General features: G+C 70.9%; 23 protein-coding genes. 11 read left to right on the forward strand and 12 right to left on the reverse strand.

What is annotated here, in order from left to right; translation table 11 throughout:
• Positions 1-51: 51 nt before the first annotated feature.
• The 4 genes from HNQ09_RS09990 (at position 52) to HNQ09_RS10005 (ending at position 3,118) form a co-directional block, all read left to right on the forward strand.
• On the forward strand, positions 52-963 hold the full coding sequence (locus HNQ09_RS09990; protein ID WP_184028591.1) for an alpha/beta fold hydrolase: 912 nt from the start codon (positions 52-54) through the stop codon (positions 961-963).
• Positions 964-1,038: 75 nt separating this feature from the next.
• Positions 1,039-2,076, forward strand: coding sequence for a sugar phosphate nucleotidyltransferase (locus tag HNQ09_RS09995; RefSeq protein WP_184028593.1), 1,038 nt, complete (start codon positions 1,039-1,041; stop codon positions 2,074-2,076).
• A 76-nt stretch (positions 2,077-2,152) separates the two neighbouring features.
• Entirely contained in the window at positions 2,153-2,353 is a 201-nt protein-coding gene (locus tag HNQ09_RS10000; protein WP_184028721.1) for a hypothetical protein, read from the forward strand.
• Between the two features lie 60 nt (positions 2,354-2,413).
• Complete coding sequence (locus HNQ09_RS10005) at positions 2,414-3,118, forward strand: IclR family transcriptional regulator domain-containing protein (RefSeq protein WP_184028595.1); 705 nt, start codon at positions 2,414-2,416, stop codon at positions 3,116-3,118.
• Here HNQ09_RS10005 and HNQ09_RS10010 read toward each other — a convergent pair.
• The 3 genes from HNQ09_RS10010 to HNQ09_RS10020 all read right to left on the reverse strand — a co-directional run bounded on the left by HNQ09_RS10010 (position 3,115) and on the right by HNQ09_RS10020 (position 4,858).
• Positions 3,115-3,363: a hypothetical protein gene (locus tag HNQ09_RS10010; protein WP_184028597.1), complete on the reverse strand. Its 249-nt coding sequence runs from the start codon at positions 3,361-3,363 to the stop codon at positions 3,115-3,117. The two genes, HNQ09_RS10005 and HNQ09_RS10010, sit on opposite strands and share 4 nt — an antisense overlap.
• A 49-nt stretch (positions 3,364-3,412) precedes the next feature.
• On the reverse strand, positions 3,413-3,838 hold the full coding sequence (locus HNQ09_RS10015; protein WP_184028599.1) for a hypothetical protein: 426 nt from the start codon (positions 3,836-3,838) through the stop codon (positions 3,413-3,415).
• A gap of 159 nt (positions 3,839-3,997) precedes the next feature.
• Complete coding sequence (locus HNQ09_RS10020) at positions 3,998-4,858, reverse strand: sulfurtransferase (protein WP_184028601.1); 861 nt, start codon at positions 4,856-4,858, stop codon at positions 3,998-4,000.
• A gap of 146 nt (positions 4,859-5,004) precedes the next feature.
• Here HNQ09_RS10020 and HNQ09_RS10025 point away from each other — a divergent pair, with 146 nt between their 5' ends.
• Positions 5,005-5,448, forward strand: coding sequence for a SufE family protein (locus tag HNQ09_RS10025; protein ID WP_184028604.1), 444 nt, complete (start codon positions 5,005-5,007; stop codon positions 5,446-5,448).
• Between the two features lie 74 nt (positions 5,449-5,522).
• Here the strand turns inward: HNQ09_RS10025 and rdgB are convergent, their stop codons facing one another.
• Entirely contained in the window at positions 5,523-6,122 is a 600-nt protein-coding gene (gene rdgB / locus HNQ09_RS10030) for an RdgB/HAM1 family non-canonical purine NTP pyrophosphatase (RefSeq protein ID WP_184028705.1), read from the reverse strand.
• Between the two features lie 210 nt (positions 6,123-6,332).
• On the opposite strand from rdgB, the gene HNQ09_RS10035 reads away from it, so the two are divergent.
• Positions 6,333-6,524, forward strand: coding sequence for a hypothetical protein (locus HNQ09_RS10035; protein ID WP_184028606.1), 192 nt, complete (start codon positions 6,333-6,335; stop codon positions 6,522-6,524).
• A 22-nt stretch (positions 6,525-6,546) separates the two neighbouring features.
• Positions 6,547-7,437, forward strand: a complete 891-nt coding sequence (locus tag HNQ09_RS10040) for a MerR family transcriptional regulator (RefSeq protein ID WP_184028608.1) — start codon at positions 6,547-6,549, stop codon at positions 7,435-7,437.
• A 204-nt stretch (positions 7,438-7,641) separates the two neighbouring features.
• Here the strand turns inward: HNQ09_RS10040 and HNQ09_RS10045 are convergent, their stop codons facing one another.
• The 7 genes from HNQ09_RS10045 to HNQ09_RS10075 form a co-directional block, all read right to left on the reverse strand.
• The gene (locus tag HNQ09_RS10045) at positions 7,642-8,328 is read right to left on the reverse strand and encodes a hypothetical protein (RefSeq protein ID WP_184028610.1); all 687 of its coding nucleotides are present in this window, start codon (positions 8,326-8,328) and stop codon (positions 7,642-7,644) included.
• Positions 8,329-8,393: 65 nt separating this feature from the next.
• Positions 8,394-9,326 (reverse strand): CorA family divalent cation transporter, encoded by a 933-nt coding sequence (locus HNQ09_RS10050; protein ID WP_184028612.1) that lies wholly within the window; start codon positions 9,324-9,326, stop codon positions 8,394-8,396.
• 323 nt (positions 9,327-9,649) lie between these two features.
• On the reverse strand, positions 9,650-9,886 hold the full coding sequence (locus tag HNQ09_RS10055; RefSeq protein WP_184028615.1) for a ferredoxin: 237 nt from the start codon (positions 9,884-9,886) through the stop codon (positions 9,650-9,652).
• 103 nt (positions 9,887-9,989) lie between these two features.
• Positions 9,990-10,805, reverse strand: coding sequence for a molybdenum cofactor guanylyltransferase (gene mobA / locus HNQ09_RS10060; RefSeq protein WP_184028617.1), 816 nt, complete (start codon positions 10,803-10,805; stop codon positions 9,990-9,992).
• Positions 10,806-10,832: 27 nt separating this feature from the next.
• A complete protein-coding gene (locus HNQ09_RS10065) occupies positions 10,833-12,227 on the reverse strand; it encodes a sensor histidine kinase (RefSeq protein WP_343057725.1) in 1,395 nt (464 codons plus the stop codon).
• Positions 12,224-12,886 (reverse strand): response regulator transcription factor, encoded by a 663-nt coding sequence (locus HNQ09_RS10070; protein ID WP_184028619.1) that lies wholly within the window; start codon positions 12,884-12,886, stop codon positions 12,224-12,226. Before HNQ09_RS10070 ends, HNQ09_RS10065 begins: the two co-directional genes overlap by 4 nt.
• A gap of 33 nt (positions 12,887-12,919) precedes the next feature.
• On the reverse strand, positions 12,920-13,468 hold the full coding sequence (locus HNQ09_RS10075; protein ID WP_343057726.1) for a DUF1232 domain-containing protein: 549 nt from the start codon (positions 13,466-13,468) through the stop codon (positions 12,920-12,922).
• A gap of 225 nt (positions 13,469-13,693) precedes the next feature.
• On the opposite strand from HNQ09_RS10075, the gene rplU reads away from it, so the two are divergent.
• From rplU to obgE, 3 genes are all read left to right on the forward strand, one after another.
• Positions 13,694-13,996 (forward strand): 50S ribosomal protein L21, encoded by a 303-nt coding sequence (gene rplU / locus HNQ09_RS10080; RefSeq protein ID WP_184028621.1) that lies wholly within the window; start codon positions 13,694-13,696, stop codon positions 13,994-13,996.
• 12 nt (positions 13,997-14,008) lie between these two features.
• Positions 14,009-14,284 (forward strand): 50S ribosomal protein L27, encoded by a 276-nt coding sequence (gene rpmA / locus HNQ09_RS10085; protein WP_184028623.1) that lies wholly within the window; start codon positions 14,009-14,011, stop codon positions 14,282-14,284.
• Between the two features lie 218 nt (positions 14,285-14,502).
• Positions 14,503-15,804: a GTPase ObgE gene (gene obgE / locus HNQ09_RS10090; RefSeq protein ID WP_184028626.1), complete on the forward strand. Its 1,302-nt coding sequence runs from the start codon at positions 14,503-14,505 to the stop codon at positions 15,802-15,804.
• A gap of 67 nt (positions 15,805-15,871) precedes the next feature.
• On the opposite strand, the gene HNQ09_RS10095 is transcribed toward obgE, so the two are convergent.
• Entirely contained in the window at positions 15,872-16,705 is an 834-nt protein-coding gene (locus tag HNQ09_RS10095; RefSeq protein WP_184028628.1) for a peptidylprolyl isomerase, read from the reverse strand.
• 88 nt (positions 16,706-16,793) lie between these two features.
• Here HNQ09_RS10095 and cmk point away from each other — a divergent pair, with 88 nt between their 5' ends.
• Positions 16,794-17,423, forward strand: a complete 630-nt coding sequence (cmk, locus tag HNQ09_RS10100) for a (d)CMP kinase (RefSeq protein ID WP_184028630.1) — start codon at positions 16,794-16,796, stop codon at positions 17,421-17,423.
• Positions 17,424-17,473: the final 50 nt, after the last annotated feature.

Genomic DNA, 17,473 nt, shown 5'->3' on the forward strand with positions numbered 1-17,473 from the left:
GGTAGCGGTCCCGGGAGGGCGCGGGCCAGGAGCCTCTCTACAATGGCCCCCATGACCTGGCACGGTGAACCGACCCTAGAGCGCCTGAACGGGGCCGACCTGTATTTCGAGGCGACCGGCCCGGAAGATTCGCCCCAGCCGCCCCTGGTCTTCTTGCACGGCGGTCCCGGGTACAACAGCTTTTCCTTTCGGGAACTGTTCGGGGACCGGCTGGAACACCGCCGGGTGGTGTACCTCGACCAGCGCGGCTCGGGGCGCAGCGGGGCACTGTCGGACACCGAGCAGGGCGAGCAGACCCTCGACCTCGACACGCTGGTGGCCGACCTCGACGCGCTGCGCGAGTACCTGGGCGCCGAGAGCCTCGTGCCGCTGGGGCACGGGTTCGGGGCGCTGGTGGCGCTGGAGTACGCGCGGCGCTGGCCGACCCGTACCGCGCGGGTGGTCGTGGTCAATCCCTGGGTGCATTTTCCCGAACTCGCGCTGACGCTGCTGCGCGAGGCGTCCGCGCTGCGCGGCACGCCGCTCGACGATCCCGCCCCGGCCCTGCGGGCGCGCACCCCGGAAGGCGAGTATCCGGCGGTGGGCGCGGCGCGCATCGAGGCGGCCTTCGCGCTGCTCAACGCCCGCGACCTGCTCAACGCGCTGCAATTTCAGGGCGCGCCCAGCCGGATGCGCCTGGAATTCATCGATGCCGGAAGCCAGCTGCTGGGCGGCGGCGAGGTGCAGCAGGCGCTGGTCAACCAGGGCCTGTGGGAGTTCGAGTACGTGCCCTTTTTGCAGGAGATCCGCCGTCCGCTGTTCGTGATCGCGGGCGTCCACGACCGCACCAGCTACCCCGAACAGGTCGAGTGGCTGGCCGACCTCGCGGGAGCCGACGTGACGGTCCTCGACGCCGGGCATTACCCCTGGCTGGACGACGAGGACGCCTTTGCCGAAGCGCTGGAGGAGGCCCTGACGCGCTGAAGGGGGGCGCGGGGGGCCGCGCCGCCGTTCTCCCCGGTCTCTCACAGCTGGGCGGGTATACTCGCCCCGAACCCTATGAAAGGCGTCATTCTCGCTGCCGGACGTGGCAGCCGTCTTCTTCCCGTGAGTGCCGGGCGGCCCAAACCGGCCGTGCCCATCGCGGGGGTGCCCATCATCGCGCGGGCGGTGCGGGCGCTGCGGGCGGCTGGCGTGGGGGAAATCGCGGTGGTGAGCAGCCCGGCGAGCGAGGCCGACCTGCGCGCCGCGACCCGGGGGGAAGGCCCGCTGACCTTCCTGCGGCAGGACGAGCCGCGCGGCACCGGCCACGCCCTGCTCGCGGCGCGCGGCTTTCTGGCGGGCGGCCCGGCGCTGCTGTACCTGGGAGACAACCTCTTTGCCGACCCGCTGGCGCCGCTGGTGCAGGCGCTCGACGGCGCCGACGCGGCGCTGGGGGTCAAGCAGGTGGCGGACCCCAGCGCCTACGGGGTGGCGACCGTGCAGGGCGGCTGGCTGACCCGCCTCGACGAGAAGCCCCGGCGCCCCGCGAGCGACCTGGCGGCCTGCGGGGTCTTCGCCCTGCACGGGCACGTCCTCGAGGAGGTCGAGCGGCTGGAGGTCAGCGAGCGCGGCGAGATCGAGTTTCCGCAGGCGCTGTTGCGGGTGATCGCGGCGGGCGGGCGGGTGCGGGCCGTGCCTTTCGGCGGCTTCTGGAGCGACGCGGGCACGCCCACCGATCTGCTGACCGCCAGCGCCCACTTTCTGGGCTGCCTGCCCCCCCGGGTGGACGGCGACGTGACCGGCAGCGTGCTCAGCGGCGCGGTGGTGGTGGAAGCGGGCGCGGTGGTGCGGGGATCTACCCTCACCGGCCCGCTGTGGATCGGCCCCGGCGCCCGGGTCGTGGACAGCCGCCTGGGGCCGAACGTCAGCGTCGGGCCGCACGCGCAGGTGGAGGAGGCGGTCCTCTCGGACACGCTGGTGGACGAGCACGCCCGCGTCCTGTCGCCGTCACGGCCCCTCACCCACGCGGTGATCGGGCGCCGGGCAACCGTCACCGCGCCCACCCAGGCGGGGCTGCAACTCGCGGTGGGGGACCACAGCGTGCTGCGGGTGTAGACCTGGGCGCCCCGTGCCCGGCCCGCTTATCGCCGCGCCCACACCACCCGCGCCCCCCGGGGCCGTACCCTGGAGCATGACCCAGCATCCTGAGGACCGGCGGCGGCGGCGGACGGGCAAGCAGGCTCCCCAGGCCAGGCAGGCGCGCGGCGAGGTGCTGATCAGCGGCCTGGACACCGGCCCCGCCGAGGGCCAGCGGGGCAACCGCACGCCCACCGAGGACCACGCCCGCTTTCTGCCGCCCGAGGAACGCGAGCCGGAGGACGAGGACGGTTAGGGCCAGCGGCGCCCGCGCGAACCATATACACTCCCCGCTGCGTCCCTGTAAGCTGGACAGGTGCTCTCCTTACAGAAGGCCGCCAGCATCCTTGGGGCGTTCAGCGCTGACCAGCCCGAGTGGGGCGTGCGGGCGCTGGCCGCGCATCTGAGCGTGCCCCGCGCCACGGCCCACGCCTACCTCGCCGGGCTGACGGGCGCCGGGTTTCTGCGCCGCACTCCGGCGGGCAAGTACCGCCTGTCGTGGCATATCGCCGAGATGGGCGCGCAGCTCACCTCGGCGCTGCCGTGGTTTCCCGACGCCCGCGCCCTGATCACCCGGCTGGCGATGGACGTGCAGGCGGTGGCCTTCTTGTGCATCCTGGAGGGCGAGGAGGTCGTCTGCGCGATTCGCGAGCGCCATCCCGACGCCGACATCGACCTGCCGCTCGACATCTACCTGCCGGCCACCGCGACCGCCAGCGGCAAGATCCTGTACGCCCACGCCGACCTCCAGCCGCAGACCTTCGCGGCGCTGACAGACAGCAGCATCACCACCGCCGACGAGTGGCGCACCGAAGTCGCGCGCGTGCGGCGCCGGGGCTACGCCTATTCCATCGAGGAATGGATCCCGGGGCAATGCACCCTGGGCGTGCCCTACCGCCACGCGGGAGGCGTGGTCGCTGCCATCGGCGTGCAGATGAGCGCGGGCCGCTACCTGCGCGAGGAACGCAGCATCCGCGAGCGCGTCCTCGCCACCGTCCGCGAGGCCGAGGGGCTGAACTAACCGCCCTCTCCGCGCAGTCCCATCAACCCCAACTCCCAGTCCAGCGCTTCCAGCACGGCGGGGCTGAGGCCAGGCAGCATCCCGGCCAGGACGGCCGCTTCCTCCAGCGTCCCGGTGAGTAGATCCGGGCCGGAGGGGAGCGCCCGCACCCGCACCTGCCCGTCTCGCAGCACGTCTACCCGCAGCCCGCCGCCCACGGCATCACCGGGGATGTGCACAAGAGGCCGCCGGACTTCCCCGGTCATCTGGAAAGCATGGCCGAATCTTTCCGCCTGACCTCTCTCCATCTGGCGCTCAACTCTTGTCCCCGAAGCTCCAGATTTCGAGGTCGTCCACCGACTCGCTGACCTTTTTCAAACTGGCGAGGTCCTCGCGGCTGGCCTGCTGGGGCTGCGCGGCACCGGCACCTGCCGGGCGCCCCACCGCCCCGGCCATCACCTCGGCGGGCACGGCGGCGAGCATGGAGGCGAGTTGCCGGGGCGTGGCGTCGAGCAGGGCGTCGGACAGGACCTCGTCGGGCACGTCCGCAGAGATGCGGGCGCGGGCGGCGGCGACGGCGGCGGGGTCCACGTCGGGGCGCAGCGCCACCTCCTCGTCGAGGCCAGCGGTGCCGGGGGGCCGGGCCGACGGCAGGCGCGGGCCAGCTGACCGCCGCTTTCTCAGGCTCAGGAGCACAGCCGCCACCACCAGCACGAGCAGCACGATCAGCAGGAACTTCATGCCCCCACCTTACGGTCCGCCCGCCTCCCGGCGCTTCCCCTGACCGGAGGGGCTGCTCCCCAAAGGCAAGAAACGGCCAAGCCCCCATCCGCACGGTCACAGAAGCCGGGAGCCTGCCCCCTCTCCCTCTCCGACCCGCCGCCCGTGGGGGCTGGGGGCTTACGCCTCGCTGTAGGTCTTTTCGATGGGCAGGCCGACCGCGTTGCCCCACTCGGTCCACGAGCCGTCGTAGTTGCGGACCTTGGGGTACCCGAGCAGTTCGCGCAGCACGAACCAGGAGTGGCTGCTGCGCTCGGCGATGCGGCAGTAGGCGATCACGTCCTTGTCGGGGGTCACCCCCTCGCCCGCGTACAGGGCGCTGAGTTCGTCGGCGGTCTTGAAGGTGCCGTCCTCGTTGGTCGCCCGCGCCCAGGGGATGTTCGCCGCGCCGGGGATGTGGCCGCCGCGCAGCACGCCTTCCTGCGGGTAGTTGGGCATGTGGGTGACCTTGCCGGAGAACTCGTCGGGGCTGCGGACATCCACCATCGCGCCCTGTCCGGCCCGCACCGTCTCGATGTGCGCCTTGACCTCGTCGCGGTAGGCACGCAGGCTCTCGTCGCGGCGCAGGGCGGGGTACTGGGTCGGCTCAAAGGAGGGCACGTCGGTGGTCAGCTCGCGGCCTTCCGCCACCCACTTCTGGCGCCCGCCGTTCATCAGCCGCAGGTTCTGCACGCCGTTGTAGCTCAGGAACCAGTAGGCGTAGGCGGCCCACCAGTTGCTCTTGTCGCCGTAGAGAACGATCTGGTCGCCCTCTTTCAGACCCAGGCGGCCCAGGAAAGCCGACAGCTCCTCGGCGCTGACGAACTCGCGCTCGTGGGGGTGCCAGAAGTCGCCCTGCCAGTCCACCTTGACGGCGCCGGGGAGGTGCCCAGTCTCGTACAGCAGGATGTCCTCGTCCACCTCCACGAGGCGGACGCCGGGCGTGTTCAGGTTCTGGGCGACCCAGTCGGTGCTGACGAGGACGTCTTTCGCGTATTCCATAATCTGTTCCTCCTGAAAAGGGGCCTGGGCGGCGGGCCGACGAGCATGCCCAGCTGAGTGTAGGGGGCGCGGGCAATGGTTGACCAAAACGGTCAACTGGACAGGCCTCACCATAGCGTGCGGGAGGTGGGGGGTACAGTGGCCGCATGACCGACCCCGCGCCCCTGCCGGAAAAGCTCCAGAACATCGTGAGCCTGTTCAAGTCCGCGCCCAAGCCGCTGCGGCTCCAGGCCCTGCTGGAATACAGCAAGAAATTGCCCCCGCTGCCCGAGAAGTACGTCGAGCACCCCGAGTTTCTTCAGCCGGTGCCCGAGTGCGCCAGCCCCTTTTTTCTGGTCACCGAGCGGGCAGAGGGCGGCGGCGTGAACATGTATTTCAAGGTGCCGGAAGAAGCGCCCACCGTGCGCGGCTACGCGGGCATCTTGCACGAGGCGCTGGCGGGCGAGTCCCCCGAGACGATCCTGAACATCCCGGACCAGTTCTACATGGACATGGGCCTGACCGAACTGATCACCCCGATGCGCCTGCGCGGCATGGGCGCGATCCTGATGCGGCTGAAAAACGACGTGCGGGAGCACGCGGGGGAGTAACCCGTTGCTGACCCCTCAGCGGCCAGCCGGACAACGTTGTCCGGCTGGCCTCTTTCGGTGACTTTTTCCCTGCCCTACTCCAGCCGGGTGACCTCGCGGGCAGGCGGCCCGCCCCGGTGGGCCTGCATCAGGGCGGCGAGCGCCCGGCCCCGGTGGCTGATGGCCCGCTTTTCCGCGACCGTCATCTCGGCCAGGGTGCGCGCCTCGCCGTCGGGCACGAAGAGGGGGTCGTAGCCGAAGCCGTTCTCGCCGCGCGGGCCTTCCAGGAGCGTGCCGCTCAGCTCGCCCCGGTAGGTTTCCAGGTGCCCGTCGGGGTAGGCCAGGATCACCACCGACACGAACTTCGCGCGGCGGTCGGCCTGGCCGCGCAGGCGCTCGAGCAGGTAGACGTTGCGCTCCAGGTCACTCGCGCGGCCCCCGAAACGGGCGCTGTACACCCCCGGCTGGCCGTCCAGGGCCGCGACCTCCAGACCCGAGTCGTCGGCCAGGGCGGGCGAGCGGGCCATCATCGCCGCCGCGCAGGCTTTGAGGGCGGCGTTTTCCTCGTAAGTCGTGCCCGTCTCCTCGGGGAGGGAAATGCCGTTCAGGCCCGTCAGGCTCCAGCCCAGGCCCCCCAGCGCTTCCTCGATCTCGCGCACCTTGCCCGCATTCCCGGTCGCCACGACCACCCGCATCCCGCTTCCGTCCATTCCCGCGCTGCTGTTCACCCGCCGAGTGTAGGCGAGTGCCGGGGCGGGCGCGTGAAGCTCCCGGCCCGCTTCCGCTGGAAGCGACTGAAAACGGCAGAGAAACCGGGGGAGGACCAGGGTCTGGCCCCGGACGGTGGCTGCCGCTTGACTCTCCCGTGGGTGGAGGGTCTACGGTGACATTCAGGAGGAAACCCCATGGATATCAACCAGGCCCGCTTCCTGTTCGAAGTCCAGCGCGTGGGTGACCGGGTGGCCGCCGAATGCCGGTACATTCCCGGGCGGCCTCGCTCCACCCCCCGTCCTGCGGGGTCCGTCCGTCACGCCCTGGCCCTCTGGCTGCACCACCTCGCCACCCGGCTGGACGTTCCCGAACCTCAGCCCGTTTAAGCGGAAGGTGGTGGAGGCCTGTATGTCGAGCGACCGCCCCGACCGGGCGCTGTACAGCATTGGCCAGTTCGCCAAGCTCACCGGATTTCCCGTCAGGACCCTGCGGTACTACGACGAGGAGGACGTGCTCAAACCGGCCTTCGTCGATCCGGACACCGGGTACCGCTCGTACACCGAGACGCAGCGGCGGCAGATGCACCTCCTGGCCGAAGTCCACATTTTGGAAGTTCCCCTCGAGATGCTGCGCGACTTCATGCGTGACCCCACGCTGGAGCATCAGGGGGTGTTGTACGACTGGAAGATCGCGCAACTGAAGCGGGAGATCGAGCACCGTCAGCATGGCTTGCAATCCCTCCAGCGCAAGCGGGACCACCCCTGGCGAGGGCAACAATACGAGGTGATGGTTGGGCACCAGCCTTCGCGTCCCTGGGTGTCCCTCTACTACGTGACGAACATGTCGGGGTTCGAGGCAGACCGTGAGCAAGCGTTCGGCACCGTCCAGGCTTATCTCTCCCGGCATGGCGTGACGCCCGCCAGTCCACCGACGACGTTGAGCCTGCCGACAAAGACGCACCGCGACGTCTTGAAGGGCGTCGAGGTGTACGCGGGCTTCGAAGTGACGGAGCCTGTTCCGGCGGAAGGGAACGTGCTGGTGGGGACGACGCCAGCGGGGCAGTGGTACGGGGTGAAACATACCGGGCCGTACGAGCACATCTGGCATGTGATGGGCATGTTGCTGGGGCGGATGCAGCAGGACGGCCGGCCGGTGCAGCGGGTAGCGGGGCAATTCCTGACGCGGGAGGTCTTCCACGTCGGGCCGTGGGACACGCCGGATGCCGGGCAGTGGGTCACGGACGTGCAGTGGCTGGTTCGCCAGGACGACGCGGGGACCATCGTCCCCCGGGCGCCTTGATACGGGGCCTATTCAGGGAGCGTGCCTGGGGAACCCCAGCGGCTCTAGAGCATTTGACAGAATTACGGCCCCTGGGGAACGGCGCCCCAGGTGCCTCCCCAAACGCCCAATGCTCTTCTCGAATTCGCTCGCTCTGCTCCGCAGCTTTTCAAGTCCGCTCGGCCAACGAATGCGGAACACCACCGCATTCTTATGGCAAATGCTCTAGGCCAGCGGCACTTCGGCCCGCACCCGCCACCGTTCCTCGCCCTCGCGCTTCTCGAAAAGGGCTACCGAGCGGTACGCCTGGGTGTGGTGGGCCGAGGTCAGCGCCTCCAGCTGCGCCCGCAGGCTCGCCGGGTCGCTGCCGCCGTAGGGCTGCACCAGCGTGAAGTGGGGCCGCCAGGAATCCAGGCCGCGCGGCGTGTGCAGCAGCCCCAGGCGCGCCCGCTCGAAGGGATGCGCGTACCGGCCCTGGGCCGCGAGCACCGCGAACGGCGAGGCGGTCACGAAGCGCGCGAGCCGGGCGAGCAGCAGCGTGTGCAGCACCAGCAGCGGCGCGCCGGGGTCCAGGCGGTGGACCCAGGTTTCGCCGCCGTCCCAGGCCTCCACCCGCCCGCCACTGAGGGTCAAGGTCGCGCCCGGCGACAGGCAGGCCACGCAGGCGCGCGCCTCGGCCTCGATCTGCGGCCACCACGCGGGATCGGTGAAAAAGCCCTCCACCACGGTCAGGTGAAAACCGTAGGGGCCGGCGGCGGTCTGGTCCTGGGGGGTCAGGAAGTCGGGCTGCGGCACCTCCCGCCCGGCCCTCACGTCGAACCCCAGTAGCGCGCTGCCCGCCTCATACAGTGGACTGCCCGCCGGGGGGCAAAGGTAGACGGCGAAGCGGGTGCCGGAGCGGGGGTCAGTCATATCGGGGCCTGTGTGAGCGTGAGAGACATGGGGAGCGCGATCCCGTCAGTCATCCTGAGGCGGCCTCAAAACACCCGCCAGCGGTAGAACAGAAAAGCCAGCGTGGCCGCCAGCGTCGAGGCGATGCCCAGCACGATCCACAACGCTTCCGGGCTTTCGGCAAAGGGCAGCGGCACGTTCATGCCGAAGATGCTGGTGACCAGGGTCGGGATGGCGACCAGAATGGTGGTCACGGTCAGGACCTTCACGACCTGGTTGACGTTGTTGCTGATCACGGACGCAAAGGCCCCCGCCATGCTCGTCAGGATATTGCTGGCGATGCTCGCCATTTCGATGGCCTGGAGGTTCTCGATCAGCACGTCGTCGAGCAGGTCGGAATCCTCCTCGTACATCTCGAAGATGCGGTCGCGCTTGACCCGTTCCATCATCGCCTCGTTGGCCTTGAGGCCGGTGATGAAGTACACCAGGCTCTTTTCGAGCTTCAGGAGGTCCATCAGCTCCTTGTTGCGGGTGGCCGTCTCCATGCGGTCCTCGATGGCGTCCACCCGCTTGTTGATCTGGCGCACGTCGATCAGGAAGCGCTGGGCGTTGCGGAGGAACAGCTGCAGGGTCAGGCGGTTTTTCTTGGCGGTGGAGACCCGGCGCACCAGTCCGCTCACCACGTCGTTCACGACCGGATTCTCCTTAGCGCAGACGGTGACCAGGCAGTGGTCGGTGTGCAGAATGCCCAGCGGCACGGTGTCGTAGGGGATGTCGCTGTCTTCCCCGAGGCGGTAGCTCGTCTGCATGATGATCAGCAGCTGGCCGTCCTCGCGCTCGAAGCGCGACCGCTCGTCGGGGTCGAGGGGATAGCTGAGGTAGTCGAGGTCGAGGCCGGTCTCGCGGCTGACGCGGGCAAGTTCCTCGGCGGTGGGCGCGGTGACGTGAATCCAGCCGCCGTCCACATAGCCGTCGGTGACCTGAAGTTTGCCGCCGATACTGCGGTAGTAGGTCAGCACGGCTGGGCCGCCCTGGGGTTACGGTGTGGCATGGCGCGTCCTCCGGAAAGGTGATGGCGTGGAGCCGGACAAGAGAACCGGGCAGGCCGCCGAACTGGGCGGGTCGTGTTCGGGGGGGGCTTCGTGATGCACGTCCATCACCTCCTTTTCTCGGGGGACGCGCCCACCGGGACAGGGCACCGGCAGACGGGAGCCATGCTAGCGGGGCCAGCCCCACCGGGGCAAGGGTGGCCGCGCCAGACACGTAAAAATCAGCCACGCAAAATCCAGACACGCAGAAACCCCGGTCGCGGGCAACCGGGGCGGGACCAGGCGGGACGGATTTACAACCCGAAAAAGGCGCGGTTCCTGACGATGAACTCTTCCTCGCCGGTCGGCACGTCCTCCTCGGGGAAGATCGCGCTCACCGGGCAGGCGGGCACGCAGGCGCCGCAGTCGATGCACTCGTCGGGGTGGATCAGGAACATCTCGCCCGCGTCGTAGATGCACTCCACGGGGCAGACTTCGGTGCAGGCGTTGTCCTTGACGCCGATGCAGGGGCTGACGATCACGTGCGGCATGGGGGACAGTATGCACAGCCCCCCGGAGCGTGACAAGGGCGGGCGCCTTAAAGTTCGGCGGCGGATTTTCCGCGTCCAGCGGCCCAAAATCCGACCGCGCCCCTCAGGATTCGGGGGCCTGGCGTGGGGCGGGCGCTTCCAGGTACGCCTGGGCCAGCCGCAGGTCGGCGTCCTGGTCCACGTCGGTGCCGATGGCCGCGTGGGGCGTGATCAGCGCGCGGGCAGGGACGCCCAGCAGGGCGCTCACCCGCGCTTCGAGTTCAGGGACCGTCAGGCGGCGGGTCAGCAGGCGCAGCAGCACGCCGGGGCCGATCAGCGCCGCGAGCTTGAGGGGCGCCTTGCGCGCGTCCAGCACCTCGCGCAGCCGGGGCAGGAACTGGCCGATCAGGCGGGGATCGAGCAAAAAGACGTTGCCGCCGGTAAAGCTGCCCTCGCGCACGCGGGCGTAGGTGCGGCGCACCCCCGGAAAGGCCCGCTCGCAGTCCTCGCGGCGCACCACGGGGTAGACCAGCGCCGCGTTCCCGGGGGCCGCGTCCAGCAGCTCCGCGAGCTGGACCGCCGTGACCAGTGGGATGTCCCCGGTCACGACCAGCACCCGCTCGCCGGGGGCCAGCCCGGAGGCCGTCAGCGCCTCCACGCCCGCTTCGAGGTTGCTCAGCAGGGTGCCGTGGTCGGTCACGCGCCCGTCGATCAGCGCGTCCATCGCGGGCGTGGTGGGGCCGACGTAGGCGACGCGCGACACGCAGCCGCTCGCGCGCAGGGCGCGCAGGACATGCAGCGCCATCGGTTCGCCGTTCAACTCGATCAAGGCCTTGACAGGGACGCCGTGCGCCGCCGCAAAGGGATCGCCGGGATCGCCGCCGCCCAGCACGACCGCGCTCCACTGCGTCGCAGGCTTCCCGGCCTCAGATGGACTCATGAAGCCGAGGGTAGCACCCGTCTCCCCTCAGCCGCCTCTCCCCCGGCGCGGCCCGGCGGCGGCGCGCGCAGGCAGATGCAGCGTGGCGCTGAGGCCCGCGCCCGGGGCGCTCCGGAGCCGCAGCTCGCCCCCGTGCAGCTCGGCGGCGCGGCGCACCAGCGCGAGGCCCAGGCCGTGCCCCCCCGCGCCCCGGCTGGCGTCCGGGCGGTAAAACGCCTCGCCCAGCCGCGCCAGGACCTGCGGCGCCACCCCGGGGCCGTCGTCGCGCACCTCGACCTCGGCGCCGCCCGCGCCGTCCTCCCGCACGGTGACCGTCACGGTCGCGCCCGGCGCGTGCAGCGCCGCGTTGGCGGCGAGGTTCCAGATCGCCTGCCCCAGCAGCACCCGGTCGCCGGGCACGGTCAGGGGCTGCGGGGCGATCAGGTCCACGTCGGCTTCGGGGGCGAGTTCGCGGGCACGGTCCACCGCGTCGGCCGCCAGCTCCCGCAGCGGCACCGGCTCGCGGGCCAGCGCGGCCGGGTCACGGGCCAGCAGCAGCAGGTGATCGGCCAGGGTCGAGAGCCGGGTCAGGTCGGTGCCCAGCTCGCGCAGCTCGGCGCGGTAGCGTTCCGGATCGCGCTCGCGGGCCAGGGTCGCGTCCACCCGCGCCCGCAGGGCCGCCAGCGGCGAGCGCAGATCGTGGGCGGCGGCCCGCACGAAGTCCTGCTCGCGGTCGCGGGCGTCGGCCAGGCGGCCAAAGGCGCCCTGAAGCGTCAGGGCCAGTCGGGCGAGTTCGTCTCCGTCGCCCGCCCCCGGCAGCGGCGAGCGCAGGTTCCCGCCCGCCCCGATCCCGCGCGCCGCCCCCTCCAGCCGCTGCACCGGCACCAGCAACCGCCCCGCCACCGCGTACCCCAGCCCCAGCGACAGCGCGAGCGCCAGCGGCAGCAGCCACGCCAGCGCCTGCCCGAAGGCCGCGCGCGCCTCGGCCAGCACCGGCGTGCGCGAGACCACCGTGAGCCGCACGTCGCTGCCGCGCAGGGGCCGCACCACGAGCACCCGCCCCGCCTGGGTGTAGACGTCTGGCGGCAGGTCGGGCTGCACCCCCGCCGGAAACCCCGGGGTGCTCACGCTGCCCTGCGGGGCGGTCAGGCGCAGTTCCAGGTCGCGCGTCTGGTCGTCGGCGTCGGCCAGGCGTTCGAGCGCCCCGGCGTCGAGCCGCGCCACCCCGAACCCGAAGGGCCGCGCCGCCCGCTCGACCGCGTTCTCCACCCGCTCCTGCACGGTGCTCGCCGCGCTCTGGACCTGCCGCACCTGCGAGGCCCACAGGTAACGGTCCACCGCCAGATAAAGGCCCCCCGCGACCAGCACGGCGGCCAGCGCCGTCGCCAGCCCCGCCCACAAGGCCAGCCGGGCACGCAGGGTCAGGCGCACGGGGCCACTCACCGCTCCACCCGGTACCCCCGCCCGCGCTCGCTCGCCACCGCCTCGGGCGCCAGCTTGCGCCGCAGGTAGCGCACGTACACGTCCACGATGCGCGCCTCGCCGCCGAAATCCGGCCCCCACACCCGGCCCAGCAGTTCCTCGCGGGTAAACCAGCGGTCCGGCGCCAGCGCCAGCGCTTCGAGCAGGGCGTATTCGCGGCCCGTCACGGCGACCTCCGCCCCGTCCCAGGTCACCACCCGCGCCACCGTGTCGAGGGTGCCGCGCCCAGCTGCGAAACCCACGCGCGGCGCCGTCTGCCCGCGCTCGCGCCGCGACAAGGCCCGCAGGGTGGCGAGCAGTTCGGGCATGGCGAAGGGCTTGACGAGGTATGCGTCGCCCCCCAGGTCCAGCCCCTGCACCCGGTCTTCCAGCTCGCCGCGCGCCGTCAGAAAGAGGATCGCCGCCTCCGACCCCGCCGCCCGCAGCTCGCGCGCCACCCCGAAGCCGTCCAGCCCCGGCAGCATCACGTCCAGCACGACCAGCGGGTACTCGCCCAGCAGCGCTTCTTCCAGCCCCTCGGGGCCGGTCTGGCGCCAGGCCGCCGCGTAGCCCGCCTCGCGCAGGGCGCTCAGAGTCGGCCCGGCGATCCGGGGGTCGTCCTCGACGAGCAGCAGGCGCATGAGGCCAGTCTAGAGGGCCGGATCAGGCGGGCGTTAACTGGTCGCCGCGCGCCACAGCGCCCACCCCAGCAGGCCCGCGCCCAGCAGCAACAGGCCGCCCAGCACGGGCAGCAGCCAGGGCAGGCGCCGCTGGACCCCGGCGCTGCGTGCCCGCGCCCGCTCCAGCACCGGGGCGGGCAGCCCGCGCGCCGCCAGCGCCAGAATCGTGGGCACCACCACGAGGTCGTCGCCCAGCCCCAGCAGCGGCGTCAGGTCCGGCAGCAGATCGAATGGACTCAGCGCGTAGGCGAGGGCGGCCAGGGCCGCCAGCCGTGCCCGCACGGGCGTGCGCCGGTCGCCCACCGCGAACAGCAGCGCCAGGGCGTCACGCCAGAACAGCCGCACACGGGTCATCACGCTGCCGGGTACGGGGCGGCGGGGGCGGGGGTTCCCGCCCGCCTCTGCTATGCTGCGGCCCGGCATCAGGGCCACCGTCCGCCAGACGGTCCGCCCGGCGCCCCGGAGGTCACCCAGGCAGGTGACTTGCTCGCCCTGCGGCAAGTCGGCGTGTACCGCGAGGACACGCGAGAAGGCACGGAACACCACATCACCGCGACAATCGCCCCGCCGAGCGGGGTGGGTGATGCTCTGGTCCGTTCCGGCTCCTTTTGCTTCAAGGGGGCGTCCGGTTCGGGCGCCTCCCCATATGGGCCGGGCTGTGCTAGGATTTTTCACTGGTGACTCGCCTCCATGACCCACAGGGTGGGGACGAGCGAGAGCTGGCAGCCGGGGGCAGCGTTCTTCCGGCGCGGCAGAAGGAAGGTAGAGATGTTTGCGATCATTCAAAGCGGCGGCAAGCAGTACCGCGTGCAGGAAGGCGACGTTGTGCGCGTCGAGAACCTTCAGGGCGAGGCGGGCGACACGCTGAACCTGACCCCCATCTTCGTCGGCGGCGAGCAGACGGTCTTCGGCGCGGACGCCGGGAAGTTCACGGTGAGCGCCGAGGTCGTCGAGCACGGCCTGGGGCCGAAGATCTACATCCGCAAGTACAAGAGCGGCGTGCAGTACCGCCGCCGCACCGGCCACCGCCAGGGCTTCACGGCGATTCGCATCACGGGCATCCAGGGTTAAGGAGGCAGCGACATGGCTCACAAGAAAGGCGTCGGCTCGTCCAAGAACGGACGCGACAGCAACCCCAAGTACCTGGGCGTGAAGAAGTTCGGCGGCGAAGTCGTCGTGGCGGGCAACATCCTGGTCCGCCAGCGCGGCACCAAGTTCAAGGCGGGCCAGGGCGTGGGCATGGGCCGCGACCACACGCTGTTCGCCCTGACGGACGGCAAGGTCGTCTTCACCAACCGGGGCAACACCGGGCGCTTCATCAGCGTTCAGGCTGCGAGCACCGAAGTCGCCGCCGACTGATTCACGCGCGGCACAGTGCGGCACGCCCTGCCCCGGAGGCGGGGCGTGTTTTTTGAGCTTTCTACGGATTCCGTCCGATTCCTAAACAGTCGGCAGAGCACCGACTGTTCATCCATCTCCCGAAATCCGTATTTTTCCTTCTCCCTTCGGTCGGATTTCAGGCTGTCGTTGGCAGCCTTCCATCGGAATTCGTGTCACCCACAACACAAGAGGTAACTATGGCGTTTCGTGACGTGCTGGACATCGAGGTGGCGGCTGGCAACGGCGGCGACGGCAGCATGAGTTTCCACCGGGCCAAGTACATGGAAAAAGGCGGCCCGGACGGCGGCCACGGCGGGCGCGGGGGCAGCATCATCCTGCGGGCCATCGAGGGCGTCGAGAGCCTGGAGCGGCTGGTGGGCCGCCGCCGGTTCAAGGCCGAGAACGGGGCCTACGGCGAGGGCCGGTTGCGCCAGGGGTCCGACGGCCAGGACACCTATATCGACGTGCCGGTGGGCACCACCGCCTTCGACCGTGACAGCGGCCGGGTGATCGCGGACCTCGTGCGCGTCGGCCAGGAGAAGGTGATCGCGCGCGGAGGCTTCGGCGGACGCGGCAACTCGACCTTTGTCAGCAGCACCCGGCAGGCGCCGCGCTTCGCCGAGCTGGGCACGCCGGGCGAGAAGCGCCGGGTGCGGCTGGAGCTGCGCCTGATCGCGGACGTGGGCCTGGTGGGCTACCCCAACGCGGGCAAGAGCAGCCTGCTGGCGGCCCTCTCGCGGGCGAACCCGGCGATTGCCGATTACCCCTTCACGACCCTTTCCCCCATCCTGGGCGTGGTGGAGGCCGGAAGCGGCGAGCAGCGCTTCACGATGGCCGACATTCCCGGCATCATCGAGGGCGCCTCGGAAGGCCGGGGCCTGGGCCTGGAGTTCCTGCGCCACATCAGCCGCACCCGGTTGCTGGTCTACGTGCTGGACGTGACCCGTGACCCGGTGGGCGAACTGCGCGCCCTTCAGGCCGAGCTGCGCGCCTACGACCCGACTCTGCTGGAGAGCGTGGCCTGCGTGGCGCTGAACAAGGTCGAACTGGTCGAACCCGACCTCGCTGCCTTTGCGGAAGACGAACTCGCCGAATTCGGCCTGCCGGTCCTGCGGGTCAGCGCGGTGACCGGTCAGGGCCTGCCCGAGCTGCGCCAGGCGCTGTTCGAACTGCTGCCCGACCGCGAGCTGTGGGCGCAGACGCACGCGCTGGAGGTTGAGGAGGAGGTCGTGCGCGAAGCGCCCCTCACCATCACCTTCCGCGAGGGCGACCCCGAGCGCGGGCAGACGGCGCCCGAGCGCATCTGGGACGTGGAGGGCGGCGGTTTCGAGGCCCGCATCAACCGCTTTGCGCGGCATATGGAGGACGCCGCCGAGTACATCTCGGGGCTGTTCAAGCGCCAGGGCCTGTACAAGGAACTCAAGAAGGCCGGCGCGCGCGCGGGCGACACCGTCGAGATCGGCCCCTTCCGCTTCGAGTATTTCGAGGACGAGGAATAGGCCGCGAGGTCAGCGAAGCGGCGTCACGGGAATTGCCCTGTGACGCCGCTTTCCTGGGCTGGAGGCCTCAACCCTTGGTCAGAATCCGCACGCTGAGCATCCGGTCGGGGGTGGCGCCCTCGATGGGCACCTCCTGGCCGCTGCTGGTGTCGCTGGTGCGGGTCAGCTTGGCCAGCACGTCCTGGCCCTGCACGACCTTGCCGAAGATGGTGTGCCGGCCGTTGAGAAAATCGGTGGGCGCCAGCGTGATGAAAAACTGCGAGCCGTTGGTGGCCGGGCCGCTGTTCGCCATCGCCAGGACGCCGGGGGCGTCGAAAGTCAGGCTGGTGCGGAACTCGTCGGCAAACGAGTAGCCGGGGCCGCCCGTGCCCCAGGCGTCCTTTTTGCTCTCGTCGGCGCTGAGGGGGTCACCGGTCTGGGCCATGAACCCCTCGATCACCCGGTGAAAGCGCAGGCCGTCGAAGTAGCGGTTGCGCGCCAGCGTCACGAAGTTGTTCACGGTGACGGGCGTCTCCTCCTCGTAGAGGTCGGCCAGAATCTGGCCCCGGTTGGTGTCGATCAGGGCGTAGTAGTCTTTGCCCTCCTCCAGCGCCGGGGCGGGCGCGGCCCCGAACTCGCGCACCGGCTGCGCGCCCAGCGGAGCCACCAGGGTGTAGCCGCTGGGAACCGCCCCGGGCTGGGTGGTCGCCGCCGTCTCCCCGGCGGGGGTTTCCCCGGTGGCCGTCTCTTGGGTCGCTGCGTCGGGCGTCTCGGTTGCTGGCGTCTCGGTCTCCGGGGCCTGGGCTTCCGGGGTGTCGGTCTGGCTCTGCGCCGGGGTCTCGGCGTCGGTGCTGGCGGCATTGCGGTCCTGGCAGGCCGTCAGGGTGAGCAGGGCGGTGAGCATCAGCAGGGCGCGCTTCATGGCCCCCAGTGTAGCCGCCCCCGGATGAGGCCGGGCCTGCCGCGCCGCCCGGCCCGCCCTGCACCGGGCTTCTTCTACACTGGTCGGCGTGATCGTGACGATAGACGGAGTGGCCGCCAGCGGCAAGTCGAGCGTGGCGTCGGGCGTCGCGCGGGCGCTGGGCGTGCCCTACGTGAGCAGCGGGCTGCTGTACCGCGCCGCGACCCTGCTGGGGCTGGAAGCCGGGCTGCGGCTGGAGAACGCGGCGGAACTGCTCGCGCACCTGCGGGCGCAGCCGCTGCGGCTCGAAGCGCTGGCGGAAGGCAACCGGGTATGGGTGGAGGAGCGCGACCTCACCGCCGATCTGCATTCCTCGCGGGTGGACCGGGGGGTCAGCGTGGTCGCGGCGCTGCCGGAGGTGCGGGCCTGGGTAGACGGCCAGCTCCGCGCCCTGCCCGAACCCTTCGTGGCCGAGGGGCGCGACATGGGCACGGCGGTCTTTCCGCAGGCAGCGGCCAAGTTCTACCTCACCGCCAGTCCCCGCGTGCGTGCCGAGCGCCGCGCCCGGGAACGCCCCGAGGACGTGCCCGCCATCGAGGCCGCCCTGGTCGAGCGCGACCGCCTGGACACCGTGCAAAGTGCGCCCGCGCCCGACGCCCGGGTGATCGACACCGGCAACCTGACGCTGGAGGGCGTGATCGGGGCGGTGCTGGCGGGGCTGCCTGCGCGCCAGGGGTAGCGGCAGCGGGGAGCAAGGAAGGAGGGCAGGGAGTGTCGCCACCCCTGCCC

It is taken from the genome of Deinococcus budaensis (genome assembly GCF_014201885.1).
Classification (GTDB): Bacteria; Deinococcota; Deinococci; order Deinococcales; family Deinococcaceae; genus Deinococcus; species Deinococcus budaensis.

What these genes read in the sequence shown, in the direction of transcription:
- HNQ09_RS09990 (WP_184028591.1), top strand. Translation starts at nt 52, where the DNA reads ATGACCTGGCACGGTGAACCGACCCTAGAGCGCCTGAACGGGGCCGAC.
- HNQ09_RS09995 (WP_184028593.1), top strand. Translation starts at nt 1,039, where the DNA reads ATGAAAGGCGTCATTCTCGCTGCCGGACGTGGCAGCCGTCTTCTTCCC.
- HNQ09_RS10000 (WP_184028721.1), top strand. Translation starts at nt 2,153, where the DNA reads ATGACCCAGCATCCTGAGGACCGGCGGCGGCGGCGGACGGGCAAGCAG.
- HNQ09_RS10010 (WP_184028597.1), bottom strand. Translation starts at nt 3,363, where the DNA reads ATGACCGGGGAAGTCCGGCGGCCTCTTGTGCACATCCCCGGTGATGCC.
- HNQ09_RS10015 (WP_184028599.1), bottom strand. Translation starts at nt 3,838, where the DNA reads ATGAAGTTCCTGCTGATCGTGCTGCTCGTGCTGGTGGTGGCGGCTGTG.
- HNQ09_RS10020 (WP_184028601.1), bottom strand. Translation starts at nt 4,858, where the DNA reads ATGGAATACGCGAAAGACGTCCTCGTCAGCACCGACTGGGTCGCCCAG.
- HNQ09_RS10025 (WP_184028604.1), top strand. Translation starts at nt 5,005, where the DNA reads ATGACCGACCCCGCGCCCCTGCCGGAAAAGCTCCAGAACATCGTGAGC.
- rdgB (WP_184028705.1), bottom strand. Translation starts at nt 6,122, where the DNA reads ATGCGGGTGGTCGTGGCGACCGGGAATGCGGGCAAGGTGCGCGAGATC.
- HNQ09_RS10035 (WP_184028606.1), top strand. Translation starts at nt 6,333, where the DNA reads ATGGATATCAACCAGGCCCGCTTCCTGTTCGAAGTCCAGCGCGTGGGT.
- HNQ09_RS10040 (WP_184028608.1), top strand. Translation starts at nt 6,547, where the DNA reads ATGTCGAGCGACCGCCCCGACCGGGCGCTGTACAGCATTGGCCAGTTC.
- HNQ09_RS10045 (WP_184028610.1), bottom strand. Translation starts at nt 8,328, where the DNA reads ATGACTGACCCCCGCTCCGGCACCCGCTTCGCCGTCTACCTTTGCCCC.
- HNQ09_RS10055 (WP_184028615.1), bottom strand. Translation starts at nt 9,886, where the DNA reads ATGCCGCACGTGATCGTCAGCCCCTGCATCGGCGTCAAGGACAACGCC.
- mobA (WP_184028617.1), bottom strand. Translation starts at nt 10,805, where the DNA reads ATGAGTCCATCTGAGGCCGGGAAGCCTGCGACGCAGTGGAGCGCGGTC.
- HNQ09_RS10070 (WP_184028619.1), bottom strand. Translation starts at nt 12,886, where the DNA reads ATGCGCCTGCTGCTCGTCGAGGACGACCCCCGGATCGCCGGGCCGACT.
- rplU (WP_184028621.1), top strand. Translation starts at nt 13,694, where the DNA reads ATGTTTGCGATCATTCAAAGCGGCGGCAAGCAGTACCGCGTGCAGGAA.
- rpmA (WP_184028623.1), top strand. Translation starts at nt 14,009, where the DNA reads ATGGCTCACAAGAAAGGCGTCGGCTCGTCCAAGAACGGACGCGACAGC.
- obgE (WP_184028626.1), top strand. Translation starts at nt 14,503, where the DNA reads ATGGCGTTTCGTGACGTGCTGGACATCGAGGTGGCGGCTGGCAACGGC.
- HNQ09_RS10095 (WP_184028628.1), bottom strand. Translation starts at nt 16,705, where the DNA reads ATGAAGCGCGCCCTGCTGATGCTCACCGCCCTGCTCACCCTGACGGCC.